Genomic DNA, 15,663 nt, shown 5'->3' with positions numbered 1-15,663 from the left:
CCGTCATCCCGGCCGCAAGCCCGCCTCGCGGGCTGGAGAGCCGGGACCCAGGGGCCCCAAGCGCCGTAGCTGGGTCCCGGATCGGCCCTGCGGGCCGTCCGGGATGACGGGTGGTGTTTACCTGTCGCCCCGGCTCTCGCGCATGCGCAGGATCAGCGACTGGCTGGCGGAGGCCATCAGCTCGCCGTCCTGGGCGAACATGTACATCGAGCCGTGGGCGAAGCCGCCGTGCAGGCCGTGGATGCGGATGTCGCAGAGCACCCACTCGGTGGGCACGATCCGGCGGATGCGGATGGTGTTGTCGAGGCTATTGCCGCCGGCGTTGGCCCCCAGCGCCGCGCCGACGCCGGAGGGCACGTGGTCGGCCATGATCGCCAGCATCGGCGCGTCGATGGCGTGACCCTCCTTGGGCCGCATCCACAGGAGCGAGCGGCCGTCCGCCTCGGGCGCCGCGCCCTTGCCGAAGCTGCCCTTGGCGACCCGCACCTCGATGCGGCTGTGCAGGCCCTCGTCGTCGCCACGCCAGTGCTCGGAGGGCTCGCAGTCGTCCGGCCCCGGCCCGTCGGGCATCGCCAGCCACTGGCGCGACAGCTCGCTGGGCCGCGATCCCAGGGCCGCGTTGACCGTGAAGATCTCCTTGTCGTCCACGTGCCCGATGACCCGGGCCTGGCTGTTGTACTTGCCCTCAGCCGGCACCCAGACGTCCAGGTCCACCACGCTCGGCGGGCGGGCGTAGGACAGGTACTGGGCCGTGGCCCAGATCACCGGCCGCTCGCAGGTCCGTTCCATGGCCGCGATGGCCGAGGCCATGCCGACCCCGCCGAACATGAACAGGTTGCCGGGCGGGCCGACGCACACGGCGGGGCTCAGCGGCATGTACCAGCGGTGCGGATTGTGCGTCGCGCGCAGGTCGAAGAAGAGATCGCTCATCGCGGCCGCTCAAAGCCTAAGCCGCAGGTTTTCGCAAGTGCGAGATAAGGACGCCCAATCCGGGCGCCACGGCGGCGCTTAACACCCCGTTCACCACGTTTGTTCGTGACCATTCAACCTTAACGGCGGCAGGATTCCGCGGTCAGTTTTTTCCTTAACCGGGTGCGGCCATGGCTCTTCCTGCGGACAGCATCATCTGCGGCGATTGCATCGAGGAGCTGAAGAAGCTTCCGGCCAAGTCCGTGGACCTGGTGTTCGCCGACCCGCCCTACAACCTGCAGCTCGGCGGCGACCTGCTGCGGCCCGACAACTCCAAGGTCGACGCGGTCGACGACGACTGGGACCAGTTCGAAAGCTTCGCCGCCTACGACGCCTTCACCCGCGCCTGGCTCTTCGAGTGCCGCCGGGTGCTGAAGGACGAGGGCACGCTGTGGGTGATCGGCAGCTACCACAACATCTTCCGGGTCGGCACGGCGCTGCAGGACCTGGGCTTCTGGCTGCTGAACGACATCATCTGGCGCAAGTCGAACCCGATGCCGAACTTCAAGGGCACCCGGTTCACCAACGCCCACGAAACCCTGATCTGGGCCGCCAAGGGCAAGGGCGCGCGCCGCTACACCTTCAACTACGACGCCATGAAGATGGCCAACGACGAGCTGCAGATGCGCTCGGACTGGACGCTGCCGCTGTGCACCGGCGAAGAGCGGCTGAAGGACGAGACCGGCTCCAAGGCTCACCCGACCCAGAAGCCGGAGGCCCTGCTGCACCGGGTGATCCTGGCGTCCACCAAGCCCGGCGACGTGATCCTCGACCCCTTCTTCGGCACCGGCACCACGGGCGCGGCCGCCAAGAAGCTGGGCCGCCGGTTCATCGGCCTGGAGCGCGACCCCGCCTATGTCGAGCTCGCCAAGACCCGCATCGCCCGCGTCACCCCGATCGCTGAGAAGGACCTGGAGGTCACCGGCTCCAAGCGCGCCGAACCCCGCGTCCCGTTCGGCGCCGTGGTCGAGGCCGGGCTGCTGCGCCCGGGCGACGTGCTCTACTGCCCGAAGGGCAAGCTCGCCGCCAAGGTGCGCCCCGACGGCTCCCTGGCCTCCGGCGACCTGACCGGCTCGATCCACAAGGTCGGCGCCATGGTGCAGTCTGCGCCCGCCTGCAATGGCTGGACCTACTGGCACTTCAAGTCCGACAAGGGCCTGGCCCCCATCGACGTTCTGCGGGCCAAGGTGCGCTCGCAGATGCCGGCGTAGGCCCCCTCCACCGCCTTCGGCGGTCCCCCTCCCCCAAGGGGGGAGGAGAATCGATGCGGCGCCGGAGTTCCTCTCCTCCCCCTTTGGGGGAGGGGGACCACGCGAAGCGTGGTGGAGGGGGCAGCCGCCCGCTCAGATCAGCCCGTTCAGCCCGGCGCGAGCCGCCTTGAGGAACACGCTGGGCAGCCCTTGCAGGGCCGCGCGCGGGTGGAAGGCCAGCTCGCCCTCCCCTTCGGCCCGCAGCAGCCGCAGCGACAGGGTGAAATGGGTGAAACCGTGCTCCACCTCGCCGACCTCGCGCCAGTCCGCCGGCGCCGGCGCGGCGGCCAGCGCCTCGGCGAGGCTCCAGGGCGCTTCGCGCCAGTCGCTCGTCGGCAGGGCCAGCATGCCGCCCAACAGCCCCTCTGGCGGGCGGCGGACCAGGGCCACCTCCTCGCCCCGGGTCAGGACATAGGCGATCCCGTAGCGGTGCGGCCGCCGGGCCTTGGCCGAGCGGCGGGGATAGGCCTCCGGCGCGCCGGTCCTCAGCGCCGCGCAATGGGCCGCGACCGGACAGCGCTCGCACAGCGGCGTCTTCGGTTTGCAGATCACCGCGCCGAGGTCCATCAGCGCCTGGGCCCAGTCGCCGGGGCGCCCGTCGCGCACCAGGCCGCCGGCCAGCGCCTTCAGCTGCGGCTTGGCGGCGGGCAGCGGCTCCTCGACCGCGAACAGCCGCGCCGTCACCCGCTCGACGTTGCCGTCGACGACGTTGGCGGGCCGGTCGAAGGCGATCGCCGCCACCGCCGCGGCGGTGTAGGGGCCGACGCCCGGCAGGGCGAGCAACCCGGCCTCGGTGTCCGGAAAGACCCCGCCGTGCTCGGCCGCCACGGCCCGGGCGCAGGCCAGCAGGTTGCGGGCTCTCGCGTAGTAGCCGAGGCCCGCCCAGGCGGCCATCACCTCGGCGTCGGGCGCGGCGGCCAGGTCGCTGACCGTCGGCCAGCGGTGGGTGAACTCCAGGAAGTAGGGCGCAGCGTGGGGGACCGTCGTCTGCTGCAGCATCACCTCCGAGAGCCAGACCCGGTAGGGGTCGGGCTTCACGCCGGGGGCGCGCTCGTGCGGACCCACCCGCCAGGGCAGGGTCCGCGCCTGGACGTCGTACCAGGCGAGCAGGGCGGATCTGAGGGCGGCGGCGTCCACGGCTCCTGCTTACCGCCGAGCGCCCCGGGAGCGCCACCACCGCAAGGTGCGGCGAAAGCCCCTCGCCTTCGCCGCGCCGGTTCGCGCTATGATGGCCTCATGTCCCGGCGCAGCCTGCCCTCGCGAGAGGACGCCATCATGATCCTGGCCACCAAGCGGACGCGCCCGGCGCGGCGACCGCCGCCGCCGGCCGGGCGGATGCTGGCCTCGACCCTGAAGGCGCTCGACGCCAGGTTCGGCCAGGGCCCGCAGGCGCTGCAGGCCCGATGGCGCGAGATCGTCGGCGAACAGATCGCCCGCCGCACCGAGCCGGTGAAGGTGATCAAGGGCCGCCAAGGCCAGCCCTCGACCCTGGAGATCCGCGTCGACGGCCCTGCCGCGGCGCTGATCCAGCACCAGGCCGCCGAGATCGTCTCACGCGTGAACCTGTTCCTGGGATCCGGCGCCATCGGCCGGCTGCGCATCGTCCAGGGCCCGCTCCGCCCGGCCGCCGCCGCGGCCGCCGCGCCCCGCCCGCAGGTCCGCCGCCCCGCCCCGCTCGACGCCGCCCGTGAGGCCGAACTGAAGCGCAGCCTCGCCGATGCCCCCGACGGCCCGCTTAAGGCGGCGCTTGAGGAGCTGGGCCGCAACATCCTGCGGAAGGGATAAAATTGCCGCTCATCCCGGCGGAGGCCGGGACCCAGAATGGCGGGCGCAGATTCGCCTCCCATCTGGCTCCGCGTTCATCCAGCCACCTCTTTCGTCTTGGATCTGGGTCCCGGCCTTCGCCGGGATGAGCGGGGGTGGGGTGGGCGCTCGCAGGGGATGAAAGAGGTGCGGCGCGGCCCGGTGTTGACTCGCGCACCCAACCGCCTTTCCTGCGGCAACCTGGCCAATGGGGCCGCGCGCAGGGAATCGCGCTTTAATCATTCATTCAGGACTGCAGAGCCTCGCCATGCCGCACCTTACCCGTCGCACTCTCGCCATCGCCGCCGCCAGCTTCGCGCTCGCCCTCTCCGGCTGCGGCCAGGCCAACGGGGCGGGCGGCGCCGCGGGGACGGCCGTCAGCGGGGACATGACGCTGGGCGACCCCAACGCGCCGGTGAAGGTCGTCGAGTACGCCTCGCTGACCTGCCCGCACTGCGCCGCCTTCCACAACGAGGTCTTCCCCGAGTTCAAGAAGAAGTACGTCGACACCGGCAAGGTCCACTACACCTTCAAGGAATTCCTCACCCCGCCGGCCGCCGTGGCCGCCGCCGGCTCGCTGCTGGCCCGCTGCGCCGGCAAGGACAAGTACTTCGACGTCATCTCCGCGGTCTTCCACAGCCAGTCGGAGTGGGGGACCAGCGGGCCACGCGAATCCCTGCTGCGAGTGGCCAAGTCGGCCGGCATGACCGAGGAGCAGTTCGACAAGTGCGTCGGCGACCGCGAGGCGCTGCAGGCGCTGAACGCGCGCGTCGAGAAGTCCGCCAAGGAAGCCGACATCCAGTTCACCCCGACCTTCGTGATCAACGGCAAGAAGGCGAAGGAAGGGGCGATGACCATGGCCGAGCTCGACGCGGCGATCGCCGCCGCCTCGAAGTAGGACGCGCGAAGGGGGCCGAGTGCACTTCCAGCGGCTGCGCCTCTCCGGGTTCAAGTCCTTCGTCGATCCGACGGAGTTCCGCATCGAGCCGGGCGTCACCGGCATCGTCGGGCCCAACGGTTGCGGCAAGTCGAACCTTCTGGAGGCGCTCCGCTGGGTTATGGGCGCCAACTCCGCCAAGGCCATGCGGGCCGGCGGGATGGACGAGGTGATCTTCGCCGGCAGCGGAAACCGGCCCTCGCGCAACCACGCGGAAGTCGCGCTGACCATCGACAACTCCGACCGGCGCGCGCCGGCGGCGTTCAACGAACATCCGGTGCTCGAGGTCGTCCGGCGGATCGACCGGGGCGAGGGCTCGACCTACCGGATCAACGGCCGCGAGGTCCGGGCCCGCGACGTCCAGCTGCTGTTCGCCGACGCCTCCACCGGCTCCAACTCGCCGGCGCTGGTCCGCCAGGGCCAGATCTCCGAGCTGATCGGGGCCAAGCCGCAGAACCGGCGGCTGATCCTCGAGGAGGCGGCCGGCGTCTCCGGCCTGCACTCGCGCCGGCATGAGGCCGAGCTGCGCCTGAAGGCCGCCGAGGCCAACCTCAACCGCCTGCAGGACGTGCTGGGCGAGCTGGAGTCGTCGCTGAACAAGCTGCGGCGGGAGGCCCGCCAGGCTGAGCGCTACAAGAAGATCTCGGCCGAGATCCGCGCCCTGCAAGGCGCCTTGCTGTTCGCCCGCTGGTCGGAGGCCAAGGCCGCCGTCGAGCGGATCGGTGGAGAGCTCCGTGAGGCGGCCGGCGAGGTGGAGGCCACCGCTCGCGCGGCCGCCGGCGCCACCACCCGCGCCGCCGACGCCGAGCGGGCGCTGGCGCCCCTGCGCGAGGCCGAAGCCGTCGCCGCCGCCGTCCTCGGCAAGCTGGCCATCGACAAGGATCGGCTCGAGCGGGAGGAGGAGCAGGTCGCCGCCGAGCGCGAGCGGCTGGCCGGCGAGCTTTCCCGAATCGACGCCGACCGCGCCCGTGAGACCCAGATCATCGACGACGCCGAGGCCGCCCTCGCCCGCCTCGCCGACGACCTGGCCTCGGTCGAGGCCGCCGTCGCCGCCGCGCCCGAGAAGGTCCCCGAGCTGGAGGCCGCCCTGCGCGAGGCCGAGGCGGCCCGGGCCGAGGCGGATGCGACGGTGGAACGCCTCGCCTCACAGCTCGCGGCCGAGGAGGCCCGCCGCCGGGCGGCCGCCGCGCGGGTCGACGAAGCCCAGGGCCGGGTCGCCCGCACCCGCAGGGCGCTCGACCAGGCCAGAAGCGAACGCGCCGCCCTCGCCCCGCAGAACGAGCCGCAGCTCACCGCCGCACGCGAGGCCTTCGCCAAGGCCGAAGCCGGCCTCGCGGCCGCCCGCGCCGCCCTTGAGGCGGCCGAGACCGCCCGCCAGCAGGCGAGCCAGGACGCCAACGCCGCCCGAGAAGCCGCCCGCAAGCTGGAGGACCAGCTCGGCCGGCTGACCGCCGAGGCCCGCGCCCTGGCCCAGCTCGTCGCGCCGCAGCGCAAGGGCGGCTACGCCACCGCGCTGGAGAAGGTCCGTCCCGGCCGCGGCTACGAGGCCGCGCTGGCGGCCGCCCTGGGCGATGACCTCGACGCGGCGCTGGATGCCTCCGCGCCGGCCTTCTGGGGCGGCCGCGACGCCGCGGCGCCCGCCTGGCCCGCGGGCGCCCAGCCGCTGGCGCCGCTGGTCGAGGCGCCGCCCGCCCTCGCCGCCCGCCTGGCCTTCACCGCCCTGGTGGACAAGGCCGACGGGGATCGGCTCCAGCCCCTGCTGCCGCCGGGCGGCCGGATCGTCTCCAAGGAAGGCGACCTCTGGCGCTGGGACGGCTTCACGGTCCGCGCCGAGGCCAAGAAGCCCGCGGCGGTGAAGCTGGAGCAGAAGAACCGGCTCGCCGAACTGGAGATCCAGATCGAGGCGCTGGAGCCCGACGCCAAGGCGCAGGCCGAGGCGGCCAAGGCCGCCGCCGCCCGCCTCCAGGCGCTCGAGGCCGAGCTCCAGACCTTGCGCCGCCAGCCGCCGCAGGCCGAGCGCGCCGTGGCCGACGCCCGCCAGGCGGTGGAGAAGCTGGACCGCGAGGCGGCCCGCCGCGAGGCCCACGCCGCCTCGCTCGACGACGTCATCCGCCGCTTCGAGGCCGAGCTGGCCGAGACCGAGGCCGCCCTGGCCGCCGTGCTCGCCGAGGCCGGCGATCAGGACGGCTCCGAGACGCTCAAGGCCGAGCTCGCCGCCGCCCGCGAGGCCGCCGGTCCCGCGCGCGAGGCCGCCGCCCAGGCCCGCATGGCCCTCGACGTGGAGGTCCGTGAGAAGACCCAGCGCGTCCGCCGGCTGGAGACCCTGACCAAGGACCGCGACGACTGGGCCCGCCGGGCGAAGGCCGCCGCCGCCCGCCTGGAAGACCTGATGGCCGGGCGCGCCAAGGTCCAGGCCGAGATCGACGCCTCCAGCGAGGCGCCCGCCCGGCTCGAAGCCCGCCGCGAGAAGCTGCTGGCGGAATTCACCGCCGCCGAGGCCCGCCGCGCCCAGGCGGGCGACGCCCTGCAGGCCGCCGAGGCCGAGCGGACCGAGGCCGACCGCGCCGTCCGCGCCGCCGAGACCGCCGCTTCCGAAGCCCGCGAGCGCCGGGCCTCGCTCACCGCCCGGCTGGAAGCGGCCCAGGAGCGGCTGACGGAAGTCGACGCCCAGCTGCGCGAGACCGCCGGCCTGGAGCCCGAGGCCCTGGCCCAGAAGCTGTCCGAAGACGCCGTCGCCATCCCGGCCGACGCCAGCGGCATGGAAAGCCACCTCTTCAACCTGGAGCGCCAGCGCGAGGCGATCGGTCCGGTCAACCTGCGCGCCGAGGAGGAGGCCGCCGAGCTCGCCACGCGCATCGAGACGATGCACTCGGAGCGCAGCGATCTGACCGGCGCCATCGCCCGCCTGCGCCAGGGCATCGACGAGCTGAACGGCGAGGGCCGCGAGCGGCTGCTGGCGGCCTTCGACGTCATCAACGAGCACTTCAAGGCGCTGTTCTCGGCGCTGTTCCAGGGCGGCCAGGCCGAGCTGCGGCTGGTGGAATCCGACGATCCGCTGGAGGCGGGCCTCGAGATCTACGCCTGCCCGCCCGGCAAGCGGCTCTCGACCATGAGCCTGATGAGCGGCGGCGAGCAGGCGCTGACCGCGATGGCGCTGATCTTCGCCGTCTTCCTCGCCCAGCCGGCCCCCATCTGCGTGCTCGACGAGGTGGACGCCCCCCTCGACGACTCCAACGTCGACCGGTTCTGCAACCTGCTGGACGAGATGCGCAGCCGCACCCAGACCCGCTTCGTGGCCATCACCCACAACCCGGTGACCATGGCCCGCATGGACCGCCTGTTCGGCGTCACCATGGCCGAGCGGGGCGTCTCCCAGCTGGTCTCGGTGGACCTGCGCCAGGCCGAGGCCCTGGCGGCGGAGTAATCAGACCTCTCCCCGCGCAGCGGGGAGAGGGTTGGGTGAGGGGCGAGCCGGCGCAGCCGGCGAGTGCGGCGGCGCCGCAGCTCCCATGCCCGCACGTTCGCGCCGGCCCAGACGCCCCCCCTCACCCAACCCTCTCCCCCCGCATGGCGGGGGGAGAGGTCTTGAGCTTCCCTCGCGGCGCCGTTGTGCGACGGCGTTCAGGCGGCCATGCTCCTCCCAACAAGAGTACGAGGAGGAACTTCCATGGGCCTGCACACGCCGCTTTGCGATCTCCTGGGCGTCGAGAAGCCCATCATGCTGGCCGGGATGGGCGGGGTGTCCTACGGCGAGCTGGTGGCGGCGGTGTCGAACGCCGGCGGCTACGGCGTGCTGGGCATGGCCGGACGCTCCCCCGACTTCATCCGCGACGAGATGCGCAAGGTGAAGTCGCTCACCGACAAGCCGTTCGGCGTCGACCTGCTGGCCGCCTCGCCCCAGTCGCTGACCGCCTCGGTGGAAGTGATCATCGAGGAAGGCGCCTCCAGCTTCGTGGCGGGCCTGGGCATCCCCATGCCGATCATGGAGCGGCTGAAGAAGGCGGGCCTGAAGGTGATGGTCGTCTGCGGGGCCGTGAAGCACGCGGTGAAGGCCGAGCAGGCCGGCTGCGACGCGGTCATCTGCCAGGGCGGCGAAGGCGGCGGCCACACCGGGCTGGTGGGCACAATGCCGCTGATCGCCCAGGCGGTGGACGCGGTGAAGATCCCGGTGGTCGGGGCGGGCGGCATCTTCGACGGCCGCGGCCTGGCGGCGGCGCTGGCCCTCGGCGCCCAGGGCGTCTGGATGGGCACCCGCTTCATCGCCTCGAAGGAGGCTCACGCCGGCGCCCTCTACCAGCAGGCGGTGCTGGAGGCGGCGGACGAGGACACAGTCCGCACCCGCTCCTATTCGGGCAAGCCGATGCGGGTGAAGAAGAACAGCTGGGTCGAAGAGTGGGAGGCCCGCCCGCAGGACATCCAGCCCTTCCCGCAGCAGGCCCAGCTCTCCGGCCAGGCCGGGGTGATGGGCGGCATCGGCGGGCAGATCGAGGGCCTCGACCCGGACCGCTCCTGCTTCGCCATGGGCCAGTCGGCCGGCGGCGTTCACGACATCCTGCCCGCCGGCGAGATCGTCCGCCGCATCATGTCCGAGGCCGAAGCGGCGATGGACCGGATAGGCAGGCTCCGCACGCGGGAGGCGGTGGGCGCGTAACCCCATTCGTCATCCCGGCCGCAAGCCCGCTCCTGCGGGCTGAAGAGCCGGGACCCAGGAGTCCAGCCGTGGCGCCTGGGTCCCGGATCGGCCCTGCGGGCCGTCCGGGATGACAGGAGTTTGTGCTGCGCCCTACGGCGCCGCCGCCAGGTACCCCGTCGGGTCCTGCAGGAACTGGCCGAAGGTGCCCAGGCAGGTCTGCCAGGCGCCGATGTGCATGCGCATGTCCTCGCGCGTGTCGGTGGCGCCCAGCAGGGTCGCGTAGACCACGTTCATCTTGCCGGACTTGTCCTGATAGGCGCGGCAGAGCAGCGAGGTCTGGTTGAAGTTGTTCACCTGCGCCAACGTCGCGCCGCGCTTCTCCGAGGCGGCCGTGAAGGCCAGCGCCTTGCAGGCCTTGCCGCTGGCCTCGCAGCCGGCGAACTGGGCGCCGAAGGCGACGCCCGAGGTCGAGACGCTGAGATGGACCTCGTCCTCGGCGCTGCGGGTCACCTCGGCCTTGGCGTCCATGGCGGCGAGGACATTGATCAGGCCGGCCGGGTCGCGGGCGTCGAACCGGGCCGGCGCGGCCTTGGGCGCCGCCTTCGGCGCAGCCTTCGGGGCGGGCTTGGTCTGGGCGGGCGCGGCGATTGGCGCGGCCGCCAGCGCCAGGACGGCGATTGCGGTCAGGAGTCTTTTCGTCACCATGCGGCTCCCCTAGCAGAGGGCCGCGGCGAAATCTCGGCCCAACTCGGAGGTAGGCGTGGTCACATTCCGGCGAACCCTGGCGGCGGCGATCGCGCTTGCGCTGGCGGGCCAGGCCCAGGCCCAGGCCCAGGCTCAGGACAGCGGCCGGCGTGGCGACCTGGTCGCCCTGTCCCGCGTGCTGGGCGAGAGCCAGGCCCTGCGCGAGGCCTGCGAGGGCAAGAAGGACCAGTACTGGCGATCGCGCATGATGCGGCTGCTGTCGCTGGAGGAGGCCGACGGGGCGGCCGGCGCGGCGCTCACCGCCGCCTTCAACGCCGGCTACGCGGAGGCGCGGCAGGCCTGGCCCGACTGCGGACCGGAGAGCCGCCGGGCCGAGGTGGACGCCGCCGTCCGCGGCCAGCAGCTTTCGGCGATGCTGGCCGGCCCGGCCCCGGCGGCTGCGCCGCGCATCGACCTTCCGGACGACATAGGCGCCCCGCCCGAGCCGCGCTAAGCTCGGCCGCAACCTAGGGGGGCTTTCGATGGAACTTGCGACTGCGGTCGTCGTCCTGGTGCTGGCGCTGGTCGTGCTGTTCGGCGCCATCAAGATCGTGCCGCAGGGGCGCGAGTACACCGTCGAGCGGTTCGGCCGCTACACCCGCACCCTCAAGCCCGGCATCAGCATCCTGACGCCCTTCGTCGAGGGCATCGGGCGCAAGGTGAACATGATGGAGCAGGTGCTGGACGTGCCGCGCCAGGAGGTGATCACCAAGGACAACGCCCTGGTGCACGTGGACGGCATCGTCTTCATCCAGGTGATGGACGCGGCGGCCGCGGCCTACCGCGTCGACAACCTGCACTACGCCATCAGCCAGCTGGCGATGACCAACCTGCGCACGGTGGTCGGCTCGATGGAGCTGGACGAGGTGCTGTCCAACCGCGACCAGATCAACACCCGCCTGCTCAACGTCATCGACCACGCCACCGGGCCCTGGGGCGTGAAGGTGGCGCGGATCGAGATCAAGGACCTGCAGCCGCCGCCGGACATCACCGACGCCATGGCCCGGCAGATGAAGGCCGAGCGCGAGCGGCGGGCGGTGATCACCGAGGCCGACGGCGAGAAGTCCGCCGCCATCGCCCGGGCCGAGGGCGCCAAGCAGGCGGCCATCCTGGAGGCCGAGGGCCGGCGCGAGGCGGCCTTCCGCGACGCCGAGGCGCGCGAGCGCGAGGCCGAGGCCGAGGCCAAGGCCACGGCGTTCGTGTCCGAGGCCATCGCCCGCGGCGACGTCAACGCGATCAACTACTTCGTCGCCCAGCGCTACGTGGAGGCCTTCGCCAAGCTGGCCGAGAGCCCGCAGCAGAAGACCGTGATCGTCCCGGCCGAATTCTCCGCCCTGACCGGCTCCATCGCCGGCATCGCCGAACTGGTGAAGACTGTCGGCGGCGGTGCGCCGCCCGCCCCGCCGGCCCGCGGGCGCGGCGCCGTCCCGACCAGCTAGGCCGCCGATGCCGGACCTCGTCGACCTCTACCTCTCGCACGCCTTCTGGTTCTGGCTGGGGCTGGCCGCGGCCATCCTGGCGGCGGAGGTGGCGACCAGCACCGGCTGGCTGCTGTGGCCCGCAGGCTCGGCCCTGGCGGTGGCCTTCCTGACGCTGATCATCGGCCCCGACCCGGCGACCACCATCGCCGCCTTCGCGGTGCTGACCCTGGCCTCGACGCTGCTGGCCCGGCGCTACCTGCCCAAGTCGGTGCTCGGCGCCGGCGGCGACATCAACGACAACGTCTCCCGGCTGATCGGCCAGGAGGCCCGCGCCGTGGCCGCCTTCTCCGAGGGCTCCGGCCGCGTGCTGATCGACGGCAAGGAATGGGCCGCCGAGCTCGACGAGGGCCACATCCTCGCCGCCGGCGAACGCGTGCGGGTCATCGGCGTCCGCAACGGCGCGCTGCAGGTGCGGCCGGCGGGGTAGGCGCGGCGCCGCGTCACTCGCATCCACGGGCCATTCGCGGGAAACTCGGGGCATGAGCGCTCTTCGTTCCGCCGCCTTTGTCCTTTCACTCGCCCTGGCCGGCTGCGCCCCGCTGGAACCCGGGAGGATCGAAGGGCCCAACTGGGCCGGGCCGCGAGAGACCTGGATGGACGATCCGACGCCGCCCGCAGCGGCCATGAACGGCGTCTCGGGATGGGCGCTCCTGCGCTGCCGGGCCACCGCCACGATGCGTGTCACCGATTGCGCTCCAATCGCCGAAGCGCCGCCGCACTGGGGCTTCGCGCAGGCCGCGCTGGAGATGAGTCCGCAGCTCGTGCTGCGCGAGGGCTCGCCGGACTACGGATACGCCCTGCCCGAACCTGGCGAGTATGCGCTCATCCCCGTCGCCTTCTGCCCTCAGGAGGTGAGCGAAGCCTGCCGCACCGCATCCAGGCAGCAGTCCGCCCGCTTCGCAGCCAGGGTCAAGCAGATCGCCGAACTCATCGAGAGCGGTCGCTGCGCGGAGGCCAGGCCGGCCGCCGCGGCCCTGGGCCAGCCGCTGTACACGGCGCTGGTGGACCGCGAGTGCGCGGCGCAGGACGCGGCGGGCTAGGCCCCCGGGGCCACAACCTTAGCCCCAGGCGTCATGGCCGCCTTAATGCCGGCCACCCATTCTGCTGGGCCGCCCCAGCCGCAACGGGCCGGGTCGCCGGGACAAGCCCGGCGATGACGGGAGGGGATGAGCGGAGGGAGCTACCCCGCGTTCCGCAGCTCCGTGATCCCCCGCCGGGCCAGGGCGTCGGCGCGTTCGTTGTGTTCGTGGCCGGCGTGGCCCTTGATCCAGCGCCAGTCGACCTCGTGGCGCAGGCGGGCCGCGTCGAGCCGCTTCCATAGGTCCTCGTTCTTCACCGGGTCCTTGGCGGCGGTCTTCCAGCCGCGCGCCTTCCAGGCCGGCATCCACTGGGTGATGCCGTTCTTCACATACTGGCTGTCGGTGTGGAGCTCGACCTTGCAGGGGCGCTTCAGCGTCTCCAGCGCCTGGATGGCGGCCATCAGCTCCATTCGGTTGTTGGTGGTCACCGGCTCGCCGCCGTAGATCTCCTTGACCGTGTCGCCCCACATCATCACCGCGCCCCAGCCGCCGGGCCCCGGGTTCCCGCTGCAGGCGCCGTCCGTGTAGATCACCACCTTCGGCGTCATGCGCCCTCCCCGAACAGCACGAGGTCGGGGGCGGAGCGGTGGACCGCCAGCTTGCGCTCGTATTCCATCGGATCCTTCGGCCGCACCAGGGCGCCGGCGGGCGTGGCGTGCCAGTCGTGCAGCCGGGTGAGGAAGAAGCGCATCGCCGCCCCGTGGGCGAGGATCGGCAACGCCCGCCGCTCGGCGCTGCTCAGCGGCCGCCGCGCCTCGTAGCCGGCCACCAGGGCGCGGGCGCTGGTGATGTTGAAGCTGCCGTCCGGCTCGAAGCACCAGGCGTTCAGCGCGATGGCGATGTCGTAGGCGTAGGCGTCGGTGCAGGCGAAGTAGAAGTCGATGGCCCCGGCGAAGGCCTGGCCCTGGAAGAAGACGTTGTCCGGGAAGTAGTCGGCGTGGATGACGCCGCCCGGCAGGCCCCGCGGCCAGTCCCGGGCGATACGGGCAAGATCGGATTCGATCTGGTCGGCCATGCCGGGCTTCAGCCGCTCGGCGTCCGGGCGCAGGCCGGCGAACAGGGGCGCCCAGCTCTCCTGGCCCAGGTCGTTCTCCTTCGACATCGCAAAGCCCGCCCCGGCCTCGTGCAGCCAGGCCAGGCCCCGGCCCGCCTCGCGGCAGTGGGCGGCGCTGGGCCGGCGCACCGACAGGCCCGGCAGGAAGGAGACGACCGCCGCCGGCTTGCCCCGCACCCGCTGGATCAGCTCGCCGGCGCGGTTGGCGATCGGCGTCGCGCAAGGAAAGCCGTGCTCGGCCAGGTGCCGCATCAGGCCCAGGTAGAAGGGCAGGTCGTCCTCCCTCACCCGACGCTCGTAGACGGTCAGGAAGTAGCGCCCCTTGTCCGTCTCCAGGAGGAAGTTGGAGTTCTCCACCCCCTCGGCGATGCCCTTGAACGAGAGCGGCGCGCCGAGGTCGAACTCGGCCAGGAGTTCGGCGAGCTCCTCGTCGGTGATGTCGGTGTAGACGGCCATGCGGGCTCCCGATTGCGGGCGCCCGGGCCCGGCGTCAAGCGAGGTTCGGGGACGCGCCCCCTCCACCACGCTTCGCGTGGTCCCCCTCCCCCGCTTCGCGGGTGAGGAGCTTGGCGCATCAGCTCCTCCCCCGGCCCGCAGAGGACGGGGGAGGTGGATCGGCGCGCAGCGACGAGACGGAGGGGGCGCTACGCCACCAGCACCCGCGGCAACTTGAAGCTGACGGTCTCTTCGCGGGCCGAGATCTCCTCGACCTCGACGTCGAAGGTCTCGGCGAGGCGGTCGATCACCCCCTGGACCAGCACCTCCGGGGCCGAAGCGCCGGCGGTGACGCCGACCGTGCGGGCGGTCTCGAACCAGGCGAGGTCGAGGCCAGAGGCGTCGTCGATCAGGTGGGCCTGGCCGGCGCCCGAGCGGCGGCCGACCTCCACCAGGCGAAGGGAGTTGGAGGAGTTGGCCGACCCCAGCACCAGCAGCACGTCGGAGGCCGCGGCGATCGTCTTGACCGCCTCCTGCCGGTTGGTGGTGGCGTAGCAGATGTCTTCCTTGTGCGGCGCGGCGATGGCCGGGAAGCGGGCCCGCAGCGCCTCGACGATCTCGCTGGTGTCCTCGACCGACAGCGTCGTCTGGGTGGCGAAGGCGACATTGCCCGGATCGCGCGGCGTGAAGGCCAGCGCATCCTCCACGGTCTCGATCAGGGTGACGGCCCCGTCCGGCAGCTGGCCCATGGTGCCGACCACCTCCGGATGGCCCGCATGGCCGATCAGCACGATCTCGCGGCCGGCGTCGTAGTGGCGCTGGGCCTCCACATGGACTTTCGAGACCAGCGGGCAGGTGGCGTCGAGGTAGAGCATCTGGCGCGCCTGCGCCTCCGCGGGCACCGACTTGGGCACCCCGTGGGCGGAGAACACCACCGGCCGGTCGGCCGGGCACTCGTCCAGCTCCTCGACGAACACCGCGCCCATGGCCCGCAGCCGCTCGACGACATAGCGGTTGTGGACGATCTCGTGGCGCACGTAGACCGGCGCGCCGTACTTCTCGATGGCGCGCTCGACGATCTGGATGGCGCGGTCCACGCCGGCGCAGAATCCGCGCGGGGCGGCGAGCAGCACCTTCAGAGGACGGCGCGGGACGACGGGAGCGTTCATGGCCCGCAACGTAGGGCCGCAGGGGCGGGACCGCCAGCCGCGTTGCGGCCGCATTCGATAGCCTTTACTAGGAGGCGACTGCGCCCTGTAGCGGCGCAACCCCCTTCAG

15 protein-coding genes are annotated in these 15,663 nt (G+C 72.5%); 9 read left to right on the top strand and 6 right to left on the bottom strand.

What is annotated here, in order from left to right:
* Window positions 1–117: 117 nt before the first annotated feature.
* Entirely contained in the window at window positions 118–930 is an 813-nt protein-coding gene (locus ACFSC0_RS11720) for an acyl-CoA thioesterase (protein ID WP_377282747.1), read from the bottom strand.
* Window positions 931–1,100: 170 nt separating this feature from the next.
* Here ACFSC0_RS11720 and ACFSC0_RS11715 point away from each other — a divergent pair, with 170 nt between their 5' ends.
* Entirely contained in the window at window positions 1,101–2,180 is a 1,080-nt protein-coding gene (locus ACFSC0_RS11715) for a site-specific DNA-methyltransferase (RefSeq protein ID WP_377282748.1), read from the top strand.
* Between the two features lie 132 nt (window positions 2,181–2,312).
* On the opposite strand, the gene mutY is transcribed toward ACFSC0_RS11715, so the two are convergent.
* Window positions 2,313–3,356, bottom strand: coding sequence for an A/G-specific adenine glycosylase (gene mutY, locus ACFSC0_RS11710; protein ID WP_377282749.1), 1,044 nt, complete (start codon window positions 3,354–3,356; stop codon window positions 2,313–2,315).
* 99 nt (window positions 3,357–3,455) lie between these two features.
* Between mutY and ACFSC0_RS11705 the strand changes: the two genes are divergently transcribed.
* The 4 genes from ACFSC0_RS11705 to ACFSC0_RS11690 all read left to right on the top strand — a co-directional run bounded on the left by ACFSC0_RS11705 (window position 3,456) and on the right by ACFSC0_RS11690 (window position 9,610).
* Window positions 3,456–4,004 carry a DUF721 domain-containing protein gene (locus ACFSC0_RS11705; RefSeq protein WP_377282750.1) on the top strand — a complete coding sequence of 183 codons (549 nt, stop codon included), beginning with the start codon at window positions 3,456–3,458 and terminating at the stop codon, window positions 4,002–4,004.
* 286 nt (window positions 4,005–4,290) lie between these two features.
* Entirely contained in the window at window positions 4,291–4,920 is a 630-nt protein-coding gene (locus ACFSC0_RS11700; RefSeq protein WP_377282751.1) for a DsbA family protein, read from the top strand.
* A 19-nt stretch (window positions 4,921–4,939) separates the two neighbouring features.
* Complete coding sequence (gene smc, locus ACFSC0_RS11695) at window positions 4,940–8,383, top strand: chromosome segregation protein SMC (RefSeq protein WP_377282752.1); 3,444 nt, start codon at window positions 4,940–4,942, stop codon at window positions 8,381–8,383.
* 243 nt (window positions 8,384–8,626) lie between these two features.
* Window positions 8,627–9,610, top strand: coding sequence for an NAD(P)H-dependent flavin oxidoreductase (locus tag ACFSC0_RS11690; RefSeq protein ID WP_377282753.1), 984 nt, complete (start codon window positions 8,627–8,629; stop codon window positions 9,608–9,610).
* Between the two features lie 132 nt (window positions 9,611–9,742).
* Here the strand turns inward: ACFSC0_RS11690 and ACFSC0_RS11685 are convergent, their stop codons facing one another.
* On the bottom strand, window positions 9,743–10,297 hold the full coding sequence (locus ACFSC0_RS11685) for a YbjN domain-containing protein (protein ID WP_377282754.1): 555 nt from the start codon (window positions 10,295–10,297) through the stop codon (window positions 9,743–9,745).
* A 55-nt stretch (window positions 10,298–10,352) separates the two neighbouring features.
* Between ACFSC0_RS11685 and ACFSC0_RS11680 the strand changes: the two genes are divergently transcribed.
* Genes ACFSC0_RS11680 through ACFSC0_RS11665 form a run of 4 tightly spaced genes read left to right on the top strand, consistent with a single transcriptional unit; the run spans window position 10,353 to window position 12,857 of the window.
* A complete protein-coding gene (locus ACFSC0_RS11680; RefSeq protein WP_377282755.1) occupies window positions 10,353–10,790 on the top strand; it encodes a TIGR02301 family protein in 438 nt (145 codons plus the stop codon).
* Between the two features lie 28 nt (window positions 10,791–10,818).
* Window positions 10,819–11,775 carry an SPFH domain-containing protein gene (locus ACFSC0_RS11675; RefSeq protein WP_377282756.1) on the top strand — a complete coding sequence of 319 codons (957 nt, stop codon included), beginning with the start codon at window positions 10,819–10,821 and terminating at the stop codon, window positions 11,773–11,775.
* Window positions 11,776–11,782: 7 nt separating this feature from the next.
* Complete coding sequence (locus tag ACFSC0_RS11670) at window positions 11,783–12,244, top strand: NfeD family protein (RefSeq protein ID WP_377282757.1); 462 nt, start codon at window positions 11,783–11,785, stop codon at window positions 12,242–12,244.
* Window positions 12,245–12,296: 52 nt separating this feature from the next.
* On the top strand, window positions 12,297–12,857 hold the full coding sequence (locus ACFSC0_RS11665) for a hypothetical protein (protein WP_377355146.1): 561 nt from the start codon (window positions 12,297–12,299) through the stop codon (window positions 12,855–12,857).
* Between the two features lie 140 nt (window positions 12,858–12,997).
* On the opposite strand, the gene rnhA is transcribed toward ACFSC0_RS11665, so the two are convergent.
* The 3 genes from rnhA to ispH form a co-directional block, all read right to left on the bottom strand.
* Window positions 12,998–13,444 (bottom strand): ribonuclease HI, encoded by a 447-nt coding sequence (gene rnhA, locus ACFSC0_RS11660; protein WP_377282759.1) that lies wholly within the window; start codon window positions 13,442–13,444, stop codon window positions 12,998–13,000.
* A complete protein-coding gene (gene thrB / locus ACFSC0_RS11655; protein ID WP_377282760.1) occupies window positions 13,441–14,406 on the bottom strand; it encodes a homoserine kinase in 966 nt (321 codons plus the stop codon). Before thrB ends, rnhA begins: the two co-directional genes overlap by 4 nt.
* A gap of 188 nt (window positions 14,407–14,594) precedes the next feature.
* Window positions 14,595–15,554: a 4-hydroxy-3-methylbut-2-enyl diphosphate reductase gene (gene ispH, locus ACFSC0_RS11650; RefSeq protein ID WP_377282761.1), complete on the bottom strand. Its 960-nt coding sequence runs from the start codon at window positions 15,552–15,554 to the stop codon at window positions 14,595–14,597.
* Between the last annotated feature and the right edge of the window lie 109 nt (window positions 15,555–15,663).

It is taken from the genome of Phenylobacterium terrae (assembly GCF_042681205.1).
Lineage (GTDB): Bacteria > Pseudomonadota > Alphaproteobacteria > Caulobacterales > Caulobacteraceae > Phenylobacterium > Phenylobacterium terrae.
This window is presented reverse-complemented; position numbering and strand designations above follow the sequence as displayed.